The sequence below is a fragment of the Enterococcus sulfureus ATCC 49903 genome (assembly GCF_000407605.1).
Lineage (GTDB): Bacteria > Bacillota > Bacilli > Lactobacillales > Enterococcaceae > Enterococcus_G > Enterococcus_G sulfureus.
The window spans coordinates 68,700-88,967 of the sequence record NZ_ASWO01000005.1 but is presented as its reverse complement, the minus strand read 5'-3'; the positions used below and the strand labels follow the sequence as shown (position 1 = coordinate 88,967).

The window sequence follows — 20,268 nt, the reverse complement described above, 5'->3', positions numbered from 1 at the left end:
TCTAAATTTCCCAATTAACAATACATTCATAATCATAATCGTATCTGTTTTCTTTTATTGGTTCTTTTTCCATACCTAGCTTAGAAACAAATCTTCTGGCCAATTCATCATCTTTCTGGAACACTTTCGCTTGTGTACCGTCTTGCGTCAAAACATATTCCGGCAATACTCTACCTAATACGCTCAACTGGAAAGACTTCAAATACAATTTTCCGGCTTTTAGCTTAAATTCCTCGGCTTGATTCGTTACATACTCTTTTTGTTCTTCTTTTACTTTGTGCAATACCATTTCTAATTTCTTTTCGATTCTTACACGTTTTTTCCTGTACTCTCTGATACTCATATCTGATTTCATTGCCATTACTTCATCAGAATATTGGAGATAAGTTTTTGATATTCCAGTTGAAAAGTTCTCTTGCGCCGGTCTGTCAGTATAGTACTTTTCTCTTAAAAATATGAGTTCTTCTTGATCTAGTTGTTTCAGACCTTTAAAGAAAATCAGTGCTGCATATCGTTCTCTTTTACTCAACCACTCACGATTGACTACATACCCTTTCCAGTGGGCAAAGAACCATTTCAACCGTATAGGCATATCAATGTAATCACTCATGCTGAAAACACCTCAATCATCAAATCTAATTCTTCCAACGGATCGTCAGAAACCTGTATGCGTTCGATAGGTGGCTTATATCCATACTTGAAACAAATAGCCGTCTCGATCTCGTATATTTCATCAAGCGCTTTTTCCTGTAGTAACTCGTTTGCAGTACCATTTAAAAGGCTCTCACGTTCGATTTTAGGCAATGTATGCACAAACCGGATAAAATACTTCTGCTTATCCTTTAGGCGTGCTATTCGCTCCTCTATCAACTCACAAGCTGTTACATTATCAGACACGATATACTCAATCTTAGGCGCTTTGGTATGTATGCCTAACTCGTCATAAGCAATATGAGTAGCTAGTGTTTGATCGTACATGGCTAAACGTGTTTCATGCTTGCGCTGCTCCAGTTCGTCAATCTTTGCAGCTAGGTTTAAATACTGCTCTAAATCAAACTTATCCATACATTTCCCCCAAACTGTCAAGATTTCCATGCAAACGTAAAAAAAGAGGATACAAGAACCCATCAACTCAATGATGAAACTCTTATATCCTCTATTATTCATAGTCAGATAGCTGCTTATTTAACTACCTCTATTATAACATTTTTACCATAATAAAACTACTTAATCATGCTGTTTTTTGTTGTTTTATCAACGTTTTCCGACGTTTTTAAGCTAATAAAATTCAAGTCATTATCTACTCTCGATTTAACCAAATTTCCGTCTTGTAAAATGAGTTCTATCTTACAATAATCTGGCACATTCACATAAGATTGTTTACCCTTCTTATCTACAAAGATTAATTCGCTCATTCGCTACCTCCCTTAATTCGTACAAATATAAGCTGCTCTCCCTCATCAACCATTTTCGCAATCTCCGGCGGTAAAGTCATAACTCCACTTGTCGTGTCCTCTCCGTCTAGTTCAAACTGTGCTATTAACTCATGATTATCCATGAATAAGTGTAGTTCTTCTTGTGCGTGTGATCTCCACAATGGATTGTTTAAATCATAGCGCCACGTTTTAAGGTGTGTATTCCGCAACTGTTCGGCATTCTTCATCATTGTTTTAGCTTGATTTTCAAAGGCTGCTATACCTCTTTGAAATTCATCTTCATCACTCGCAATATACAATCCAAACGGCTTTTCTCTCGATGCTACAATAGGCACTCTTTTTCTTAGTCGTTCGATTGACTCCCTAACCATTCGTTCACTAACTCCCACCATAGAAACTATATCTTTAGTTAAAATACGGCTTTCTCCTACTGGTATCAATCCAAGAACATCTTCATCTATTTTGTTTAAATCATATCTCACAAAGAACCCTCCGATGCTAAATTTTCGATTGCTTCAAATACATCTAGACTTTGATTCGATAACATACCGGCATAAGCATTGAAACAGTTATCTGTGATAGATTCGTTGGATAATGCCTTATCGTTCATTTCATACAGTTCTGTTTCAAAGTATTTTACTGTTCTGGCCACATCTACCAATTCGGCTAGTAATTCATCTTTGCTTAGCTTCTGCCATTTCTTGATCTGATTTTCTAGTAACAACTCTTGTACTTTATCGTAAACGCTCATAATCACTAATCGTTTTTGCTTTTCTCCAGAATACTTGTACATGATCGTGTCGTATTCCTCGGATTGTTTGAATACTTCATAAGCAGCACGTACTGTTTTATTAATCAAGCCACGCTGCATTGCATCTATATTGTGCTTCATTTGCTCGTTCTCCTTTAAGGCAACAAATTAACTTGTTGCTAAATTTATAAAATTAAACTTTGTTGCTTCGCTCTATCCTTACTCCCACAAGAAATATAAAAAACTTAGTAACAAGGCAACAAATCAAAGCTAAATTATATATATATTTATTTTTTTGTATGTTTTTGTATTTATTTTATTTTTTATTTATAATTTATAAAATAAATGTTGCTTTGTTACCAAAATAAAAAGAAAGCCTTGTATATCAAGCGATACAAAAGGCAACAACTTTGTAAAATCCATTGTTGCCGATTGTCGCTTTTGGTTATTTGTTGCTATCTTTTTCTATTAAAGGTTGTTTCTTATGGGTATCCACATCAAATCTAAATTTATAATGAATATCTAACTTTTCTAATTGTTTCAAATCAACTTGGTAAAAATGATGCAACGGTGCTACGTTGTTCCTTATATACGTCCAACCGTCTTTTTCTACAATAGATTTTAGTTCTTTAGTGAAAGTATTCTGTTTCATTGTCGTTGGCTGATTCTCGTAGGCACTCCACGCTTGGAACAACTTAAACAGAAATTTCATTGGTAGCCGATCAGATTCCAATTCACAAAACATTTCTTCAAAGAAAGCTAATACTGCACTATTTTCTACAACTAACTCATGGATTGCTTGGCGACTTTCTTCTGTATCTTCTACTTCATCAAATTCTAAATCTATTACCTTAGATAAGATATATTCTAGTAATCTGTGATCGTAGATATATTCTTCTTTGATTCGTCTATTGTTTCCTGTACCTTTATAGCTATGATTGAATAGAAGTACTCTAAGCCGGCGCTGCATACCGTCTGTTATGTCTTTAAAACGTGGCAAACCATTCATAGATTGAACAACAAACGGTGTTAAAGTCGTTGTAAACGGCTCTCTTCCTTTTGGATTAAGAAGTACACTATCTCCAGTTACAACTGATTTAAAGTTTTCGCTTGTTTCATTAAAATCTTTTGGGTTGTTGTCGTCTCCAATAACCAAGCTTTTACCGTATGCACTAGCTAATTTAAAATCACTCTCAAATTCTTTGATCTTTAAACTGGCAGTATTTTGCTTTCCTACTAAGTTTGTCAATAACTGCTGAAATGTTGATTTTCCAGTTCTACCCTGTTCACTTAGAAAGAAAATAGAAATTTCAGATATATAGTTGGCGTTGATTGCTACAAAAAATAGCTGCCATAACAATTTTTCTTTGTGGTGGTCGCCGTCTGATAATTCTTTGATCCAGTTAGTAAAATTCCAGTCCTCAAATTGCGGTTCTTTTGCTTCTGGAACGTAGTTAGTCGCCACCTTATTAACAAATACATATTCGCTAGAAAATGGCTGCAACTGCTTCAATTTTCGGTTATAGATACCATTGTTTACTACGATTAAATTTTTATCTTTCGTTCTTTTACGCTCGTTACACTCATTCGTTAAATAATGGACTACAGTATTACAAGCGTTGGCGTTTAGTGTTCTCTCTACTGCTAAAGATAAACGATTGATAAAGCGCTCGCCTTTTTGATAGATACCACTGTCTAAATCATAAGCAGCTAAAGGAGAAAGCTCTGGGTTATCTTCATCAATCAAAATAAAATCACATTCACGCTTTAAAATGTCCGCAACCGCTCGTGGCGTTACATTCGGCACTTTTACTTTGCCTGTATTTTCGTTTACGCTAGTATTTTCTTCTCTCCACTGTTCGCCGGCTTCTTGCAAGCGTGATTTTAATTGTGCCATTGTATTGATCGCTGCTTGTTCGTTTATTTTTGCTTGTTCCGATTCAATAAATTCTAAAATATCTTTATCCAATCAATCACGCCCCTTTGTATGTTTTTTGACTCTACTTTTAAACGTGGCAGTTATTTCTTTCACTTCTATTGGTTCATCAAGAAAGTTATCATTCACAACTAGAATTAATTTATAGATCGTGTCTAAATCTGCCCCAACTGCTAACATCTTAGAAATTTGTATCATTATCCAGTTGTTACGATTGCCGTCCTCGCAACCTTTTACCAATTCATCTAAGAACTTTCCAGTATATTTTTTGCCTGTTTGCCGTCCATAATTCGTGGTATATACCGGCTTATCTTTTACCAGTAAATCAACAATCCATTGTGGTAAAGGTTCAATATTAGTTAATTCTCCAACCGCCTTGTATTGACCGTTTTTAGTGATTGTAGGCGCTAAAGGTAAACCGTATCTAATAACATCAATTCCGGTTTTTTCAGTTCCCAAAACGTCTGAAAATATGCTTTGTTGCTGCTCTATCTCAACACCTACTGGCAATTTGAAAATAAAGTGTATTCCGTTGCGTGGTGTAATCTGTCTGTACGTGTTTAATGTATTCAAACCATTGTACTTAGCAGCTATAGCTTTGAAGTTTTCGATTCCATTTACTCCCTCGATATGATTATCACAATCAATAACAATTAAATTATGCTGCTTTAACATCAAACCAATGTTTCTACTAGGTTCATCAGTCCACCATTTACGGATTGTTTCTAAATCGTTTGTGGCATCATTGAAACCGTTTGAACCTTTAAGCGGTACTTTTGTATTCGACGCTAATGGATAGATGAAAAAGCCGTCTTTTTGCAACTTTAAGGCTCGTTCTAAGTGATTTACCATAGCTTACACCTCTAATATTTTTTCCAAATCGTCTGCATGCTTTTCTGCTAAACATTTCAACGCTTCACTTGTGGCAATGAGTATGGTTTTATTTTCTGTATCTTCTAAATTTGAAAAATATAAACTATTAATCACACCTTTTAGTGCATTCGTAATATAAACTGCTTGTACTGTAAGATTTTCTAAATCATTTTCTAAACAATGTATTTTTTTCATGTAGGCACTCTCCTAATTAGTCTGGGCAAATATCATTACTTACATCTTGGATTGTATTTCTAATATCAGAAATGACCTCTCCAATATCTTCTAATACTCCAGATTGTAATTGATGATTAACAGAAAACTGATCTTTGTTGATGCGTGCATATTCCACGTTTTCAATCAATCTTTCTGCTAGTTTTAATTGGTTAGCTGCTGCCGTCAGTGTAACGGCTCTTTTCAAAAGTTCTTGTTCGTTCATTTTTGTTGTCCTCCAGATTTCATTTTTGATTGAAAGCAAAATTCTTCATAGTCCAATAACAAAATCATAAATATTGGCAAACCAATAAATAATTTTAAAAATATTGGTGCTGCTGAAAATACGAGAACCAACAAAATAACAGCTAATGTTCTTCTAATTGCATACATTTCTTTTATCTCCATTCTATTTAGTGTATAATGGAGCAAAAGATAATAAGCTTAATAGCTTACTGTGTGCCTTTAACGTCAAACTTTGGTCGGTGTGAACGTTATTGGCTTTTTCTTTGCTCTCATTCATTTTTTTACTCCTTTAATCCTCCAATTCAAATCCTAGCAACTCTGATAAGAGCATTAATCTTTGGATAAGAAAGTCCTCTGATTCTTCCGGTTCAAAAGTTCTAATAAAATCATTGTGAACATTGAAATACATTTCTTGGATAACATCTTTTACAGTGATTTCTTCCGGCAGTACATCATGATAAGATGCTTGTTCATAAACTAAGTTATAGACTTGCTTTAATTCCTCCCCTTTTAGGTTAGCCACCTTTTCGGCTGACTCTACTCCAATTACTTTTACCAATGCTTTTTGAATTGCTTTTGTTTGTTCGTCCATTTTATTTTTCCTCCTTGTTATCAACGAAAGATTTAACTTCTGATAAATCATCTTCAACATTTGAAATTAACATTTGCAATTCAGAATTTTCTTTTCGACTTTCTACACCGTCTAATAAATTGATTACACTAAATTGTAAAAACTCCACTAATTCTTTAATTGTTTTTTCTTGCATTGTTTTTCCTCCTATTATCAAACCATTTGCAACGGACAACTTAACTCATTCTATACAGCTCCCCAAGCGTAGTGAGTTATTTTTTGTTTTTTGCTAAAAAATCATCTACATCTTTTTGGTCTACTCTTACAATTCCGTCAACTGTAATAAGCGGTAATCCGGCTCTTACAAATTTCTGAAATGTGTTAAAGCTACAACCGATATACTCGGATGCTTGCGCTTTAGTCATGTACCTTGGCAACTCTTGGCGCTTTGTGCTAACTTGGTTAGCTTCTTGAATTGCTGCGGCAATTTTTTCAACGATTGGTTGAAATGCCGGATCAGCTAATTCTAATGATTCGATTTTCAATTCCATTTGTATTCCTCCTTTCAGTCCCTTTATGCAACTTCAAAATATTTAATTTAGAGTCACTTTACGTAACTCCGTATACATAAGGTATCATGTATGATAAAATAAATCAAGTCACTTTGTACAACTTTTTGAGACAAATTGAAATTGAAAGTAGGTATCTACTGTGAATAACGTTGATAAACAAGCCGTAGGACAACGTATTAAATCTTTGAGAACTCAAAAGGGTTTAACTATGGAAAAATTTGGAGAATTGTTCGAACCTCCGGCAAGCAAAAGTATTGTTTCTAGATGGGAACGTGGGAAAACATTACCTAGTAGCGACCGTATCAAAAAAATATCTGAGATATACGGTATATCCACCTACTATATATTGTATGGTAAAAAAACTTTTGAAGATTTATATCAAGACTCTTCTGATTTACAGAATAAAATAAAAGAAATTGATGTAGATAATCCAGAAGCTTCTGTGGAGTTACTTAGTTTTCTTGCTAGTTCTATTGAAAATTCAAATACTGAGTTTATATTAGAAAAAATAGCAACTATTGATTTAAATAATCTTAGTTCTAGTAAAATTCAGTTATTAAAAATGACTTTAGAATTAATAGAAAGCGATATTGATAACGAATTTATATATTCTATGAATAGATTTTTAAGGCTAATTATAGAATTCACTGATTACGGAAAAAACGTTTCTCCCTTAGACAGAAAATTCTTAATTAATGAATTAGAAACTCTAAAAGATATTTTGATTTAACTCCTCCTAATATGCTCCCCAAGCGTAGTAACTGGAGGAAAAACAATGGCAACATTTAAACAATACGACACAAAAAAAGGTAAGAAATGGAAGTTTAAAGTCTATCTAGGTATAGATGCTGCAACTGGTAAACGCATCGAGACTACTAGAAGTAATTTTGACACAAAAAAAGCCGCTCAATTAGAATTAAGCCGGCTACAAGTTGAGTTTGAGAAGAACGGTTTGCAGCAAAATGCTAAACAAACGTTTAAAGAAGTGTTTGAATTGTGGCTTGAAAGTTATCAAACGACTGTGAAAGAAGTAACATTTATAAAAACACAAATCAAATTTGATAAGTGGATCTTGCCCAAATATGGCAAGATGAAAATAAAAGAGATCAATGTGGCTACTGCTCAAAAGATTGTCAATCAGTGGGCAAAAACTACGGATCAGTATAGAGTGCTACACTCTACCACTAGCCGTGTGTTCAAGTACGCTATTAATCTAGGTATCATAGACCGTAACCCACTAGAGTACGTTCTAATGCCTAAACGTGTGAAAGAAGTTCAACAAGCTGAAAAAGTAAAAGTCTACACCAAACAAGAACTAAAGCAGCTATTTAACTATCTAGATCATACGAAACCAAGCTATAACAATGATTTTAATAGTGTACTGCTGCGTTTCTTGATCTATAGCGGCTGCCGTATCAGTGAAGCACTGGCGCTTAATTGGTCGGATATAGACTTTACTAACCAAACTGTATCTATCAATAAGACACTAAGCCAAACGAAAAACGGTTATAAGGTATCTACCACTAAGACCGTTGCAAGTAATGCAACTGTGATTCTCGATGCTGCAACGATTAGCAAATTGAAGAAATGGCAAATAGACCAAAGAAAATATATGCTCACTTTGGGCATTACTGAACCAACTATGATTTTCTGCGGTATTTATAAACAAGTTGTTACTCATCATGCTATCTATGCACGTTTAATCACAATCACTAAAGAAGCTAATGTGCCATTCTTAGGCGTTCACGCCACAAGACACACACACGCTTCTCTTTTACTGGATAGCGGCGCAAATATGAAAGAAGTCCAAGAACGTTTACGTCATACGAAAATTTCTCAGACCTTAGATGTTTACGGTCACTTGGCTAAAGAAACCAAAGAAAAAACAGTTGAAAAACTCGTAAAACACCTAGAATTATAGTCAATGTGGGTTAGTTTGTGGGTTAATAAAACATAAAAAAAGGAGAAACCCTTATGTATCAAGGTTTCTCCTAGTAATTATTATTCAGCTTCTTCTTCGGCCATGAATGTGTTGAACACTTCTTCGATCATGTCCCATTCTTTTTCGGTTTCGATTTGTTCTAAATCGCCTTCCATGCCGTCTTCTTTTTCAACGTAAGCATATGCTAGTAATTCTACATCTTCATCTTCAGGAACGCCTGCTGGATAAAGTAATACGTAGTTGCGGCCAAATTCTTCTTGACCGTCGATTGTAAGTAAGATTTCGTATAACGTTTCGTTGCCTTCATTATCCACTAATGTAATGTGTTCATGTCCTTCATGATCGTGATCATGGTTATGATCGTGTGTATGTTCTGCCATTCTTTTTTCCTCTTTTCATTGGTTTAAAATAATTTTTTTCCTGGGCCATCAAGATAATTTTGCAAGATCATCACAGCAGCAACTTTATCAATCACTTTTTTACGCTTTGCACGTGATGTATTGGCTTGTTCGACAAGCATACGTTCTGCTTGAACTGTTGTTAAACGTTCATCTTGATACTCCACAGGTAGTTGGAATAATTCTTCTAATTGTTTTCCATATGCCATTGATGCTTCAGCACGTGGTCCAATCGAATTATTCATATTTTTAGGAAGACCTACAACAAAGCGTGAAATTTCATATTCTGAGATCAAGTCTTTTACACGATCAAACCCAAATTGGCCTTCATCCTCATTGATTCGAATAATCTCAATACCTTGTGCTGTCCATCCCATCGGATCACTTACAGCAATACCTACTGTTCTTGACCCTACATCTAACCCCATAATGCGCATTATAAATTAACCCCATGATTTCCCAGATATTCACGAATCAATACTTCTAAGATTTCATCTCGTTCATAACGGCGAATTAAATTTCGTGCATCTTGATAACGCGGAATGTAAGCCGGATCACCTGAAAGTAAATACCCAACGATTTGGTTGATCGGGTTATATCCTTTTTCTTCTAGTGCAGTGTACACAATCGCCAATGTTTCGCTTACTTCGCGTTTACGATTGTCTTCAAAATCAAACCGAACTGTCTTATCTGTAAATCCCATAGTACGACACCTCTTTCGTAAAAGAATACTGTTCTTCTTTTCTATTGTACTAAAAATAACGAGAAACTACAATTAAATCCTTCTATTCAAAATCAAAAAGTCCGATAGACATATTCGTTTTTAGGTGCATCGATTTTTTTGATTTTTTCAACTTTGACGGTAGGCAAATCGCGTTGGAACGGCTCGTAATAATCCGATTCAATTACACCATCTACTGAGAACCATTCATTATCTGTAGCCGTCGTCCCATCTGGCAAAAACACGCGTAGGCCGAATACACCAGAATCTGCCACACAATGAATGATTCCAAAACGAAACAAAAAATCACCTTGATTTTTTGGTGCTTTAAATAAAAATCCTTCGTAATGAATCGGACGATTGATAAATTCACTTGGATAATTATAAATCAGTTCCATGACTTCCAGATAATTCTCCTCTGTAACGGTTAGTTTTCCATCCTTGATGTACTTTTTACGTAATCCATCCATTTGTTTTTGATAATCTTCTTTATTGTAATAAATACTCGTATTGGGTTGAAGATATTGTGTATTCATCTCAGGATCACCCACAGATTCTTTACTCACAGGAAATTGGAACCCTTTTGCCTGAACGATCGTAGCATCTAAACTTACCGTTGGAAATAACAAGCCCACAATCATAGGCAGTACTAATAACACATACGCCACTAGTTTTTGCGATCTACTCATCGTATGATCGTGATCTTCGTGGTGGTGAGCATGCGACTTGTTTTGTTTAGGATCTTCTCTCACCCAAAAATACAGTTGAATCAATCCTAACAATAACGATAAGACCATCGAAATCACCGCTAAATATTGATAATGAATATTGATAAACTGATCCAACTTACCGGTCAGCTGTAAATACATCATCATTTGACTATAGCCAATTAAAATTAAACTACGAATCATCTTTTACACCACCCAAGCAAAAATTGTGACAATTACTGCAATCAAGGCCACCAATTGAACAATAAATTTCGTTCCAAAATACCGTTTCATCATGAGTAAGTTTTTGATATCGACCATTGGACCGAATACTAAAAATGCGACAACAGGCGCGACACCAAACAAACTAAGCAAACTACTTCCAATAAATGCATCAGCTTCTGAACATAACGACATAATCACCGCAAGCGCGAGCATGACTAAGATAGCGAGTAATTTCGTTGACCCTAATGTTAAAATAATACTTGTCGGCAAGTACACTTGTAACCCTGAAGCAATCAAGGCTCCAATAATTAAGTACCGCCCAGTATCAAAAAACTCATCGATACTATGTTGGAACATATGACTTGTTTTTTCGATTTTACTTGGTGGTGTACAAGCAACATGTTGATGATCGTGTTGATGATCGTGCTCATGTTCATGAGTTGACCCAGCTTGGTAGCTTTCTTTCAAAGGATTTTTGGTATAAATATATGCCAACCAAATTCCAACCAGTAGCGCGACGAGCAGACTTCCCAAAACGCGCAGGAAAACAAATTTCCAGGAATTGCTAAAAGCAATAAAGGTTGAAAACAAGACGATTGGATTGATGATCGGAGCGGTCAGCATAAAAGGAAATGCAGTATAAGTCGGCACTTCTTTTTTTAAAAACTGATGCACGATCGGCACGATCCCGCACTCACAAGATGGGAAAAATACGCCCAATACTGAACCCACAATAATGGCTAAAAATTTATTTTTTGGCAAGAGCTTATTCACACGTTCTGCACTTAAAAAGACATGCAAAAACCCTGAAATCAAACAGCCTAATAAAACAAATGGTAATGCTTCAATGACAATCGATAAAAAGATCATGCCCATTTGTAAGACAGACGTTGGTAATGACTGAAACATAGGATTCTCCTTTACTTTTACTTTGAACCTGTTCACACGATACACCTAAATTGTGAAAAAAACTAGTTCGTCTCTTGTTTTTTGTCATTTTTTAAGAAAATAAAAACACCGTATCGCTCTAAATTGAACGATACGGTGTTACTTTTTTATACGATTTCGTCTGTAAATGTAGTGGTATCACCAGAATGAAGGAAGTAAATCAATGTTTGTAACTCATTGGTTAAATCAACATTTTGCACCAAAATATCACTAGATGCCGTAATTCGAGCAGGTGTAAAGTTTAAGATCCCTTTGATTCCTGCCTCAACTAATTCATTGACTACGTCTTGTGAACGTTGCGCTGGAACAGTTAAGATTGCGATATCGATTTGTTGGATCGCAATCTGCTCTTTCATATCCGTCATAGGATAGACCGGGATTCCATCCACGATACGTCCCACGATATCCGGATTCACATCAAATGCAGCACTCACGCGAATGCTATTGCTTTGGTGGAATTTATATTTTAAGAGCGCACTACCTAGATTTCCGACTCCAATCAAGGCAACATTAGTCATATGATCATCATTTAACGTACGTGCAAAAAATTGCATCAAGTCGTTTACGTCATAGCCATATCCGCGTTTTCCTAACTCCCCAAAGTAAGAAAAATCACGTCGAATCGTTGCACTATCGACTTGTACTGCCTCACTTAGCTCTGTTGATGATACTTTCTTTTTCCCAGCGTCATTTAAAATTCTTAGATAACGATAATACAAAGGCAACCGCTTAGCTGTTGCTTTTGGAATTTGATTGTCTTTCAAAATTAAAACCCTCCATTGTGAACAATTCACTAGTACAAGTGTTATAATACAAAATTCACGTATAAAAGGCAATTTGATTGCTCAGAATTTAGCAATTTTTCACAAAAGTCTTTTCTTCTCATATCGCTAGTTTCTTTAAAATATGATAGACTAAGCATGCACAAATCCTAGTTTTATACGGATTTTAGATCAATTGCTATTAGATAAAGCAAAGAAAGAGGCCCTTAATGATTTTATTACAAGTGAATCAAGTCGCACGACTTTTTGGTGCAGATATTTTATTTCAACATATCCAAATGGAAATTAGCAGTCACGCACGCATTGGTCTAGTGGGACGTAATGGTGCTGGAAAATCCACTTTATTAAAAATAATCGCTGGAGTGGAACAACCGGATGAAGGCGCTGTGATTAAAAACAAACAAGCTACATTAAGCTATTTAGCCCAAGATACTGGATTGATTTCAGAAAAAACTGTCTATGATGAAATGTTGGATGCCTTTTTGCCGATTCGCAAATTAGAAGCAAAAATGCGCGAAATGGAACTTAAAATGGGTGAAATCGACCCGACTACACCAGCATATACCCAATTGTTAGCTGAATACGATCGCATTCAGCATGAATTTAGTGAACAAAATGGCTATGGTTATGAAAATGAAATCCGTTCGGTTTTACATGGATTTCAATTTGATGCATCATTTTACGATCAAGCGATCTCCACGCTTTCTGGCGGTCAAAAAACACGACTTGCTTTGGCTAAAATGTTGCTACAAAAACCAGATATTTTGATTCTAGATGAGCCGACGAACCATTTGGATATTGCGACCCTTTCTTGGTTAGAAACGTATTTACAAGGCTATAGTGGCGCCTTATTGATCGTCTCTCATGACCGGTATTTTTTAGATAAAGTCGTGACAGAAGTCTACGAATTAAGCCGTCATAAAATGCGTCATTACAAAGGAAATTATAGTCGCTATCTGGATGAGAAAGCGACACAACTGGCGAGTGAAATGAAGGCTTTTGAAAAGCAACAAGATGAAATCGCCAAATTAGAAGACTTCGTTGCACGTAACCTTGTACGCGCTTCAACCACCAAACGAGCGCAAAGCCGCCGGAAGCAACTAGAAAAAATGGAACGTCTAGACCGTCCACAAGGTGATGAAAAATCTGCTCATTTCTTATTTGAAGTTGAAAAACCATCTGGCAATATCGTTTTACAAGTTACCGATGCTGCAATTGGATATGAGGATACGATTTTATCCGAGCCCATCAATCTCGATATTCGTAAACATGATGCCGTAGCGTTGGTCGGACCAAACGGAATCGGAAAATCGACTTTACTAAAATCGATCATTCACAGACAACCGTTTTTAAAAGGTCAAGCAACCTTTGGCGCAAACGTTTCTGTCGGCTATTATGATCAAGGTCAAGCTGAACTATCGACAAGAAAAACGATTTTACAAGAATTATGGGATGCACATCCTACTTTACCAGAAGGTCAAATCCGTACCGTATTAGGTAGTTTTCTTTTTTCAGGTGAAGATGTTGAAAAACCGATCGGATTATTAAGTGGTGGAGAAAAAGCTCGAGTAGCGCTTGCGAAACTGGCTATGGATCATGACAATTTCTTAATGCTCGATGAACCGACAAACCACTTAGATATCGACAATAAAGAAGTCTTAGAAAATGCGTTGATTGATTACGATGGCACGATTTTCTTTGTCTCTCATGACCGTTACTTTATCAATCGAATTGCTTCGACCGTTGTCGAACTCTCCGAAGAAGGAGCACGTGTTTTCTTAGGTGATTATGATTATTATTTAGAAAAGAAACAAGAAGAAGCTGAACTTCAAGCACTCTTAGAACAACCGTCGATTGAAACGGTTGTATCTGAAGGAAAACAAAATTTCCAACAATCAAAAGAAAAACAAAAGAAAATTCGTCAATTTCAACGTAAAATCGAAGAAATTGAAACACAATTGGCCACGCTTGAAACAGAACATCAAATGTGCCAGGATAAAATGGTTCAACCAGAACATTTAAATAATCATGTCTTTTTACAAGAATTAACCCAAACAAGTGAAGAAATCGAAACCCAACAACTATCCTTGATGGAAGAATGGGAACGAATCAGTCTAGAATTAGAACAGGAAGAAACCGTGTAATCACGTGATATGAGGAACTAAATGAAAAAATATATTGGAGATCGTGCCTTCTATCTGCACGTCTTGACGATCGCTGTACCGATTATGATCCAAAATGCGATTACAAATTTTGTTGGCCTACTGGATAATTTAATGGTGGGACAAATCGGAACAGCCCAAATGTCTGGTGTTGCGATTGTCAATCAACTGATTTTTGTATTCAACTTAAGTATTTTTGGAATTGTTTCAGCTGCTAGTATTTTTGGGACTCAGTTTTATGGAAAACGAGATTTTGTTGGTATGCGAAATGCATTTCGCTTTAAATTGATCGGTAGTGCACTGATGTGTCTGATTGCGATCGTTGTCTTATTCTATGCACAAGATATGCTCATTTCATTATATCTACATGGGGATAAAACAAGCACACAACTTACAGTAGCTCATGAGTCTGCGCGAGAATTTTTATGGATCATGCTTTTTAGTCTTCCCTTCTTTGCCTTATCTCAAAGTTACGCTAGTGCCTTACGTGATATGGGGAAAACTATTGTGCCGATGTTTGCCAGTAGTACAGCCGTAGTATTGAATACCGCCTTAAACTTTTTATTGATTTTTGGATTATTAGGCTTTCCTAAATTAGGGGTATTAGGTGCTGGGATCGCTACTTTGCTTGCACGTATTTTAGAATGTGCGATCATTGTGATCTGGGTCCATACACATGCCACCGAGCATCCGTTTTGTATCCAAGTCTATCGCAACTTCTCGATCCCTTGGACCTTGACCAAACAAATTTTGATTAAAGGATCCCCTTTGATGGCCAATGAGATTTTATGGGCGATTGGACAAACGATGATTTTGCAAGCTTACTCCGTTCGTGGATTAGCTGTCATCGCGTCTTTAAACATCGCCTCTACGGTTTCTAATTTATTTAACATCGTCTATATGGCGTTAGGGAGCGCTGTGGCGGTCATTATCGGACAACTATTAGGTTCTAATAAAATGCAAGAAGCTCGAGATGCGGCCCGAAAATTATTGTTTTTTGCGGTCGTAAGTTGCTTGATTATTGGAAGTCTCATGTTACTTGTTGCGCCACTATTTCCAGCCATTTATCAGACAGAACCCGAAGTAAAGACCTTAGCCAGTCAATTTATTCGTATCGCGGCAATCTGCATGCCCCTTTATGCATTTAACCATGCAAGCTACTTTATTTTACGCTCAGGTGGCCAAACCTTTATCACCTTCTTATTTGATAGTGTTTTTGTTTGGACGATCACCTTTCCATTAGCTTTTGTTTTAAGTACACATACTGAATTGGCAATTGTTTGGGTCTATTTTATCTGTCAAGCAGTCGAATGGATCAAAAGTTATTTAGGATACCGTCTAATTCGTTCCAATGCCTGGATGAAAAATGTCACACAAACAATTTAAAGGAGCGCTGTTTATGGAATTACGTTGTTTACAACCAAAAGATGATCGACAACTTGCAACATTGATTCGCACCAGTTTAGAAGCAGCTGATTTAGCTATTCCTGGAACAGCCTATTTTGATCCTGAATTGACAACACTTAGTTCGTATTATAATCATCCAAAAGCTGCTTATTGGGTAATTGTAGATCAGGATGAAGTGATCGGTGGAGTCGGTATTGCACCTTTAGCAAGCGTATCACAAACCTGTGAGTTACAAAAACTATATGTCTCTTCTGCCTATCAAAAACAAGGACTTGCGCAAAAGCTTATGGAAACAGCTCTAGATTTTGCGAGTCAACAGTATGCCGTCTGCTATTTAGAAACGCATCATTCACTAGACGCTGCGTGTCGATTATATGAACGGTTTGGCTTTCAAGCTTTAGCGAGACCACTACTTGAGACAGAACACCAAGCAATGGATCGTTGGTATCAAAAAATGCTACACGCAAACTAAAAACAGGACACAAAAAGGTGCAGCCTAGCGCTTCCTTTTTTGTGTCCTGTTTTGTCTGTCGATTGATTAATTCCGATACATCTTCAATTCTAGAAATAGATCATTATAAATCCCTAGATATTCCGGACCTAGATCTTTATACACTTCCATTTTTTTCAACGCATCTTCTGAAGGATAAAATTGTTTATCTTCTGTAATTTCTTTTGGCAATAACTTCAATGCGGCTTCATTTGGTGTAGAATAACCAATATATTCCGCATTTTGTGCAGCATTTTCTGGGCGTAACATAAAATTGATAAAGGCATACGCCCCTTCTTTATTTTGCACCGTTTTTGGAATCACGATATTGTCAAACCAAAGATTGGTCCCATCATTTGGAATCACGTAGTGCAAGTGTTCATTTTCAGCCATCATATCGGCTGCTTCTCCCGAGAACGTGACCGCAACTGCACTTTCTTCATTTTCCATGTACATTTTGATTTCATCGGCAACAATCGCTTTAATATTTGGCGTTAATTTTTTTAATTTATCATAGGCTTGATCAAGCTGTGTCATACTTTTACTATTTAATGAATACCCTAAACTATTCAATCCTAGCCCAATTACTTCACGCGCTCCATCGATCAACATGATATTGTCTTTTAGTTCAGGACGCCATAAATCATTCCATGACGTGATCTTTTTTCCATCGACCATTTTGTCGTTATAGACAATTCCTAACGTGCCCCAAAAATAAGGGATCGAATACTGATTCTTAGTGTCAAAATCAAGATCTAAAAAGCGGGGTTCGATGTTTTCTAATCCTGTGATCTTTTGATGGTCTAAAGGCATCAATAGTTTCGCCTTGATCATTTTTTGGATCATATATTCACTAGGAATCGCGATATCATAGGCCGTTCCGCCTTGTTGAATTTTTGTAAACATCGCTTCATTTGAATCAAAGGTGTCATAATTGACTTTATACCCAGATTCTTGTTCGAATTTTTTTAAAAGTGCAGGATCGATGTAGTCACCCCAGTTGTAAATATTCACAACCTTCGCACCAGACATTCCAGTTGATCGTTCTAATTGATGTGCACCTGCAATCAATACAAAAATCACCGCGACAATCCCGATAATTAAAGAAGTTAATTTTCTCATCGTAAAATCGTCGCCTCCACTCTCGTCTTTTTCGCACGCTTTGGTCGGTTGTCTTTACTGATAAAGTAATACCCGATCACTAAGACCATTGAGAATAAAAAGACCAATGTACTTAACGCATTGATTTCTAAACTGATTCCTTGTCGAGCTCTTGAATAGATCTCTACGGATAAGGTTGAAAAACCATTTCCTGTGACGAAAAATGTCACTGCAAAATCATCCAATGAGTACGTAAACGCCATGAAATACCCGGCGATGATTCCTGGTGATAGATAAGGTAAGATGATATTTTTGACCACTTGGAACTGGTTGGCACCTAAATCACGTGCCGCATCGATCATCGAATCATTCATCTCTTGCAATTTCGGCATGACCATCAACACGACGATCGGAATACTAAATGCAATATGCGAAAGTAACACACTGAAAAAGCCCAAACTAAAGCCTCTGATCCATGAACCAACTAAGGTAAAGAAAATCAAAAAGCTTGCCCCAATGATGACATCCGGTGAGACCAATAAAATATTGTTCAAGCCTAAAAATAATGCGCGTGTCTTACGCTTTTTCGTATAGTAGATCATCATAGCACCGATCGTACCAATCACTGTAGCCACAAGTGACGATAAGAACGCCAACATAAACGTATCCAGCACAATAATCAATAATCGCGTGTCTTCAAAGACAGCACGATAATTGTCCCAAGTAAATCCAGTAAACTCATTCATCGTGCCCCCGTCATTAAATGAATAATAAATCAAATAAAAAATAGGCGCATACAAAACGACAAAGACGAGTACTAGATAAAGATTAGACCATTTAAGCACAGATAATTTTTTCATCGTCTTCCTCCTTTGCCCTTACGTGATTCACCGGTGAAGAACATGACGATAAACATCGCAATGATCAAGACGACACCAATCGTTGAGCCCATCCCCCAGTTTTGTGTCACTAAGAAATGTTGCTCAATTGCTGTCCCGAGCGTAATCACACGGTTTCCACCAATTAAGCGTGTCAACATGAACAGTGAAAGTGATGGAATAAATACTGCTTGAACACCACTTTTTACACCGCTTAACGACAACGGAAAAATCACGCGACGAAACGTTTCAAAAGAATTTGCACCTAAATCTCGGCTTGCACTGATCAAGGAAGGATTTAGTTCTTCTAAGGCGTTAAAAATCGGCATAATCATAAAGGGAAGTTCAATATAGGTTGCAACCGTCAAAAAACTAAAATCGGTAAATAAAATTTGTTCTGGTCCGATCCCAAATAACCCTAAAAAGTTATTCACACTTCCATGAATACCAAAAATCCCAATAAATGCATAAGCTTTTAATAACAAATTGACCCACGTTGGTAAAATAATTAATAACAGCCATAAATTTTTATGTTTCAATTTTGTTAAAAAATATGCTGTTGGATAACTAATGATCAATGTAAACAATGTAATCAAAAAAGCGTACCAAACTGAGTTCAATGTCATCGTCAAATATTTCCCCGATGTAAAATACGTTTGATAATTGATGAGTGAAAATTGACCATCAATATTAAAAAACGATTGATACACGATCAACAGTACTGGTGCAATAACAAATAATATCAGCCAGAAGAAATACGGGATCGCATACAACGGACGTTTTTTAGTCATCTTCTCCCTCCTATTCTTCGTAGCTTTCTAAACGTGCATCAAAATCTTCTTCTGATTCATTGAACCGCATGACATGGATGTCTTCTGGTTCGAAAAATAGACCGATTTGACTACCTTCTTTTGCTTTTTTAGTTGAATGGACCATCCATTCATTGCCTTGTTCATCGTAGCAGATAATTTCATAATGTACGCCACGGAAAAGTTGAGTATCGACCTTGACACTTAGTTTTCCATTTTCTAAGGTAGTCAATGACAGATCTTCTGGTCGAATTACGATTTCAACTGGTTCATTGGGCCGCATACCGCCATCGACACACTCAAAACGTTTGCCTACAAATTCGACTGTATTGTCTTCGATCATAATGCCATTCACAATATTGCTTTCCCCCACAAAATCAGCAACAAAATGATTGATCGGTTCATCATAAATATCGACTGGTGTACCGCTTTGAACGATTTTCCCTTTATTTAAAACAAAGATTTCATCACTCATGGCCAACGCTTCTTCTTGATCATGTGTAACAAAAATAAAGGTGATCCCTAATCGCTGTTGTAATTCACGTAATTCATATTGCATATCGGTACGTAACTTTAAATCAAGTGCAGATAAAGGTTCGTCTAACAGCAATACCTTTGGCTCATTGACAATCGCACGCGCAATCGCCACACGCTGACGTTGTCCACCTGACATCTCACTGATCTCTCTTGTTTCGTATCCTGCTAATTGTACCAGTTTTAAGGCTTCCGTTACTTTTTTAGCAATTTCTGCTTTCGGTAATTTTTTTATTTTCAACCCAAAGGCTACATTATCAAATACATTCATATGTGGAAATAAAGCATAATCTTGAAAGACGGTATTGACTTGACGTTGGTTTGCCGGTACGTCATTGATTCGTTTTCCTTCAAAATATACATCTCCTTTAGTGGCCTCTGAAAATCCTGCAATAATTCGTAAAATCGTCGTTTTGCCACAACCTGAAGGACCTAATAAAGTATAAAAACGCCCCTCTTCTATTTCAAAATTGACATTTTTCAAAATCACTTCATCATCGTATTGTTTCACTACATTTTGGAATGAAATAATTGGTTTCCCCATTTGTTTCCTCCTTCTATTCTTT

At 36.4% G+C, this 20,268-nt stretch carries 28 protein-coding genes; 5 read left to right on the top strand and 23 right to left on the bottom strand.

Annotated features, from left to right (window positions below):
* Position 1: 1 nt before the first annotated feature.
* From I573_RS06415 to I573_RS06365, 13 genes are all read right to left on the bottom strand, one after another.
* The gene (locus tag I573_RS06415) at positions 2-610 is read right to left on the bottom strand and encodes a hypothetical protein (protein ID WP_016185840.1); all 609 of its coding nucleotides are present in this window, start codon (positions 608-610) and stop codon (positions 2-4) included.
* Positions 607-1,065, bottom strand: a complete 459-nt coding sequence (locus I573_RS06410; RefSeq protein ID WP_245555070.1) for a hypothetical protein — start codon at positions 1,063-1,065, stop codon at positions 607-609. The genes I573_RS06415 and I573_RS06410 overlap by 4 nt, the downstream gene beginning before the upstream one ends.
* Before the next feature lie 158 nt (positions 1,066-1,223).
* Positions 1,224-1,415, bottom strand: a complete 192-nt coding sequence (locus I573_RS06405) for a hypothetical protein (protein ID WP_016185842.1) — start codon at positions 1,413-1,415, stop codon at positions 1,224-1,226.
* The gene (locus I573_RS06400) at positions 1,412-1,918 is read right to left on the bottom strand and encodes a hypothetical protein (RefSeq protein WP_016185843.1); all 507 of its coding nucleotides are present in this window, start codon (positions 1,916-1,918) and stop codon (positions 1,412-1,414) included. Before I573_RS06400 ends, I573_RS06405 begins: the two co-directional genes overlap by 4 nt.
* On the bottom strand, positions 1,915-2,328 hold the full coding sequence (locus tag I573_RS06395; protein WP_016185844.1) for a hypothetical protein: 414 nt from the start codon (positions 2,326-2,328) through the stop codon (positions 1,915-1,917). The genes I573_RS06400 and I573_RS06395 overlap by 4 nt, the downstream gene beginning before the upstream one ends.
* Before the next feature lie 304 nt (positions 2,329-2,632).
* The gene (locus tag I573_RS06390) at positions 2,633-4,156 is read right to left on the bottom strand and encodes a DNA primase family protein (protein WP_016185845.1); all 1,524 of its coding nucleotides are present in this window, start codon (positions 4,154-4,156) and stop codon (positions 2,633-2,635) included.
* On the bottom strand, positions 4,157-4,975 hold the full coding sequence (locus I573_RS06385) for a bifunctional DNA primase/polymerase (RefSeq protein ID WP_016185846.1): 819 nt from the start codon (positions 4,973-4,975) through the stop codon (positions 4,157-4,159).
* Positions 4,976-4,978: 3 nt separating this feature from the next.
* Positions 4,979-5,191: a hypothetical protein gene (locus tag I573_RS06380; protein WP_016185847.1), complete on the bottom strand. Its 213-nt coding sequence runs from the start codon at positions 5,189-5,191 to the stop codon at positions 4,979-4,981.
* 16 nt (positions 5,192-5,207) lie between these two features.
* Positions 5,208-5,435, bottom strand: coding sequence for a hypothetical protein (locus I573_RS06375; protein ID WP_016185848.1), 228 nt, complete (start codon positions 5,433-5,435; stop codon positions 5,208-5,210).
* Positions 5,432-5,602: a hypothetical protein gene (locus tag I573_RS11515; RefSeq protein WP_016185849.1), complete on the bottom strand. Its 171-nt coding sequence runs from the start codon at positions 5,600-5,602 to the stop codon at positions 5,432-5,434. The genes I573_RS06375 and I573_RS11515 overlap by 4 nt, the downstream gene beginning before the upstream one ends.
* 142 nt (positions 5,603-5,744) lie before the next feature.
* Entirely contained in the window at positions 5,745-6,047 is a 303-nt protein-coding gene (locus I573_RS06370; protein ID WP_016185851.1) for a hypothetical protein, read from the bottom strand.
* Between the two features lies 1 nt (position 6,048).
* Positions 6,049-6,222 carry a hypothetical protein gene (locus I573_RS11510; RefSeq protein WP_016185852.1) on the bottom strand — a complete coding sequence of 58 codons (174 nt, stop codon included), beginning with the start codon at positions 6,220-6,222 and terminating at the stop codon, positions 6,049-6,051.
* A 76-nt stretch (positions 6,223-6,298) separates the two neighbouring features.
* Positions 6,299-6,577 carry a helix-turn-helix domain-containing protein gene (locus I573_RS06365; protein WP_016185853.1) on the bottom strand — a complete coding sequence of 93 codons (279 nt, stop codon included), beginning with the start codon at positions 6,575-6,577 and terminating at the stop codon, positions 6,299-6,301.
* A 160-nt stretch (positions 6,578-6,737) separates the two neighbouring features.
* Here I573_RS06365 and I573_RS06360 point away from each other — a divergent pair, with 160 nt between their 5' ends.
* On the top strand, positions 6,738-7,328 hold the full coding sequence (locus I573_RS06360) for a helix-turn-helix domain-containing protein (protein ID WP_016185854.1): 591 nt from the start codon (positions 6,738-6,740) through the stop codon (positions 7,326-7,328).
* Positions 7,329-7,373: 45 nt separating this feature from the next.
* Positions 7,374-8,519, top strand: a complete 1,146-nt coding sequence (locus tag I573_RS06355; RefSeq protein ID WP_016185855.1) for a site-specific integrase — start codon at positions 7,374-7,376, stop codon at positions 8,517-8,519.
* A gap of 80 nt (positions 8,520-8,599) precedes the next feature.
* Here the strand turns inward: I573_RS06355 and I573_RS06350 are convergent, their stop codons facing one another.
* From I573_RS06350 to I573_RS06325, 6 genes are all read right to left on the bottom strand, one after another.
* Positions 8,600-8,920: a DUF1292 domain-containing protein gene (locus I573_RS06350; protein WP_016185856.1), complete on the bottom strand. Its 321-nt coding sequence runs from the start codon at positions 8,918-8,920 to the stop codon at positions 8,600-8,602.
* Positions 8,921-8,943: 23 nt separating this feature from the next.
* A complete protein-coding gene (gene ruvX / locus I573_RS06345) occupies positions 8,944-9,375 on the bottom strand; it encodes a Holliday junction resolvase RuvX (protein WP_016185857.1) in 432 nt (143 codons plus the stop codon).
* A complete protein-coding gene (locus tag I573_RS06340) occupies positions 9,375-9,641 on the bottom strand; it encodes an IreB family regulatory phosphoprotein (protein WP_016185858.1) in 267 nt (88 codons plus the stop codon). The genes ruvX and I573_RS06340 overlap by 1 nt, the downstream gene beginning before the upstream one ends.
* Positions 9,642-9,733: 92 nt before the next feature.
* Complete coding sequence (locus I573_RS06335; RefSeq protein ID WP_016185859.1) at positions 9,734-10,570, bottom strand: TIGR03943 family putative permease subunit; 837 nt, start codon at positions 10,568-10,570, stop codon at positions 9,734-9,736.
* A 3-nt stretch (positions 10,571-10,573) separates the two neighbouring features.
* A complete protein-coding gene (locus I573_RS06330) occupies positions 10,574-11,500 on the bottom strand; it encodes a permease (RefSeq protein WP_016185860.1) in 927 nt (308 codons plus the stop codon).
* A gap of 146 nt (positions 11,501-11,646) precedes the next feature.
* Complete coding sequence (locus I573_RS06325) at positions 11,647-12,303, bottom strand: redox-sensing transcriptional repressor Rex (RefSeq protein ID WP_016185861.1); 657 nt, start codon at positions 12,301-12,303, stop codon at positions 11,647-11,649.
* Between the two features lie 227 nt (positions 12,304-12,530).
* Between I573_RS06325 and I573_RS06320 the strand changes: the two genes are divergently transcribed.
* Genes I573_RS06320 through I573_RS06310 form a run of 3 tightly spaced genes read left to right on the top strand, consistent with a single transcriptional unit; the run spans position 12,531 to position 16,362 of the window.
* A complete protein-coding gene (locus I573_RS06320) occupies positions 12,531-14,465 on the top strand; it encodes an ABC-F family ATP-binding cassette domain-containing protein (RefSeq protein ID WP_016185862.1) in 1,935 nt (644 codons plus the stop codon).
* A gap of 21 nt (positions 14,466-14,486) precedes the next feature.
* Positions 14,487-15,869: an MATE family efflux transporter gene (locus I573_RS06315; protein ID WP_016185863.1), complete on the top strand. Its 1,383-nt coding sequence runs from the start codon at positions 14,487-14,489 to the stop codon at positions 15,867-15,869.
* A gap of 13 nt (positions 15,870-15,882) precedes the next feature.
* Positions 15,883-16,362 carry a GNAT family N-acetyltransferase gene (locus tag I573_RS06310; protein WP_016185864.1) on the top strand — a complete coding sequence of 160 codons (480 nt, stop codon included), beginning with the start codon at positions 15,883-15,885 and terminating at the stop codon, positions 16,360-16,362.
* Positions 16,363-16,428: 66 nt separating this feature from the next.
* Here I573_RS06310 and I573_RS06305 read toward each other — a convergent pair whose 3' ends face one another.
* Genes I573_RS06305 through I573_RS06290 form a run of 4 tightly spaced genes read right to left on the bottom strand, consistent with a single transcriptional unit; the run spans position 16,429 to position 20,246 of the window.
* Entirely contained in the window at positions 16,429-17,502 is a 1,074-nt protein-coding gene (locus I573_RS06305) for an ABC transporter substrate-binding protein (RefSeq protein WP_016185865.1), read from the bottom strand.
* Positions 17,499-18,341 carry an ABC transporter permease gene (locus I573_RS06300; RefSeq protein ID WP_016185866.1) on the bottom strand — a complete coding sequence of 281 codons (843 nt, stop codon included), beginning with the start codon at positions 18,339-18,341 and terminating at the stop codon, positions 17,499-17,501. The genes I573_RS06305 and I573_RS06300 overlap by 4 nt, the downstream gene beginning before the upstream one ends.
* On the bottom strand, positions 18,338-19,150 hold the full coding sequence (locus I573_RS06295) for an ABC transporter permease (RefSeq protein WP_016185867.1): 813 nt from the start codon (positions 19,148-19,150) through the stop codon (positions 18,338-18,340). Before I573_RS06295 ends, I573_RS06300 begins: the two co-directional genes overlap by 4 nt.
* 10 nt (positions 19,151-19,160) lie before the next feature.
* The gene (locus I573_RS06290) at positions 19,161-20,246 is read right to left on the bottom strand and encodes an ABC transporter ATP-binding protein (protein ID WP_016185868.1); all 1,086 of its coding nucleotides are present in this window, start codon (positions 20,244-20,246) and stop codon (positions 19,161-19,163) included.
* Between the last annotated feature and the right edge of the window lie 22 nt (positions 20,247-20,268).

Excerpts from the sequence above, each read along its gene's own strand:
- I573_RS06295 (WP_016185867.1), bottom strand. The coding sequence starts at position 19,150 with ATGACTAAAAAACGTCCGTTGTATGCGATCCCGTATTTCTTCTGGCTG.
- I573_RS06365 (WP_016185853.1), bottom strand. The coding sequence starts at position 6,577 with ATGGAATTGAAAATCGAATCATTAGAATTAGCTGATCCGGCATTTCAA.
- I573_RS06380 (WP_016185847.1), bottom strand. The coding sequence starts at position 5,191 with ATGAAAAAAATACATTGTTTAGAAAATGATTTAGAAAATCTTACAGTA.
- I573_RS06350 (WP_016185856.1), bottom strand. The coding sequence starts at position 8,920 with ATGGCAGAACATACACACGATCATAACCATGATCACGATCATGAAGGA.
- I573_RS06370 (WP_016185851.1), bottom strand. The coding sequence starts at position 6,047 with ATGGACGAACAAACAAAAGCAATTCAAAAAGCATTGGTAAAAGTAATT.
- I573_RS06410 (WP_245555070.1), bottom strand. The coding sequence starts at position 1,065 with ATGGATAAGTTTGATTTAGAGCAGTATTTAAACCTAGCTGCAAAGATT.
- I573_RS06320 (WP_016185862.1), top strand. The coding sequence starts at position 12,531 with ATGATTTTATTACAAGTGAATCAAGTCGCACGACTTTTTGGTGCAGAT.
- I573_RS06315 (WP_016185863.1), top strand. The coding sequence starts at position 14,487 with ATGAAAAAATATATTGGAGATCGTGCCTTCTATCTGCACGTCTTGACG.
- I573_RS11515 (WP_016185849.1), bottom strand. The coding sequence starts at position 5,602 with ATGTATGCAATTAGAAGAACATTAGCTGTTATTTTGTTGGTTCTCGTA.
- I573_RS06340 (WP_016185858.1), bottom strand. The coding sequence starts at position 9,641 with ATGGGATTTACAGATAAGACAGTTCGGTTTGATTTTGAAGACAATCGT.
- I573_RS11510 (WP_016185852.1), bottom strand. The coding sequence starts at position 6,222 with ATGCAAGAAAAAACAATTAAAGAATTAGTGGAGTTTTTACAATTTAGT.
- I573_RS06305 (WP_016185865.1), bottom strand. The coding sequence starts at position 17,502 with ATGAGAAAATTAACTTCTTTAATTATCGGGATTGTCGCGGTGATTTTT.
- I573_RS06385 (WP_016185846.1), bottom strand. The coding sequence starts at position 4,975 with ATGGTAAATCACTTAGAACGAGCCTTAAAGTTGCAAAAAGACGGCTTT.
- I573_RS06415 (WP_016185840.1), bottom strand. The coding sequence starts at position 610 with ATGAGTGATTACATTGATATGCCTATACGGTTGAAATGGTTCTTTGCC.
- I573_RS06300 (WP_016185866.1), bottom strand. The coding sequence starts at position 18,341 with ATGAAAAAATTATCTGTGCTTAAATGGTCTAATCTTTATCTAGTACTC.
- I573_RS06335 (WP_016185859.1), bottom strand. The coding sequence starts at position 10,570 with ATGATTCGTAGTTTAATTTTAATTGGCTATAGTCAAATGATGATGTAT.
- I573_RS06330 (WP_016185860.1), bottom strand. The coding sequence starts at position 11,500 with ATGTTTCAGTCATTACCAACGTCTGTCTTACAAATGGGCATGATCTTT.
- I573_RS06355 (WP_016185855.1), top strand. The coding sequence starts at position 7,374 with ATGGCAACATTTAAACAATACGACACAAAAAAAGGTAAGAAATGGAAG.
- I573_RS06395 (WP_016185844.1), bottom strand. The coding sequence starts at position 2,328 with ATGAAGCACAATATAGATGCAATGCAGCGTGGCTTGATTAATAAAACA.
- ruvX (WP_016185857.1), bottom strand. The coding sequence starts at position 9,375 with ATGCGCATTATGGGGTTAGATGTAGGGTCAAGAACAGTAGGTATTGCT.
- I573_RS06375 (WP_016185848.1), bottom strand. The coding sequence starts at position 5,435 with ATGAACGAACAAGAACTTTTGAAAAGAGCCGTTACACTGACGGCAGCA.
- I573_RS06310 (WP_016185864.1), top strand. The coding sequence starts at position 15,883 with ATGGAATTACGTTGTTTACAACCAAAAGATGATCGACAACTTGCAACA.
- I573_RS06290 (WP_016185868.1), bottom strand. The coding sequence starts at position 20,246 with ATGGGGAAACCAATTATTTCATTCCAAAATGTAGTGAAACAATACGAT.
- I573_RS06405 (WP_016185842.1), bottom strand. The coding sequence starts at position 1,415 with ATGAGCGAATTAATCTTTGTAGATAAGAAGGGTAAACAATCTTATGTG.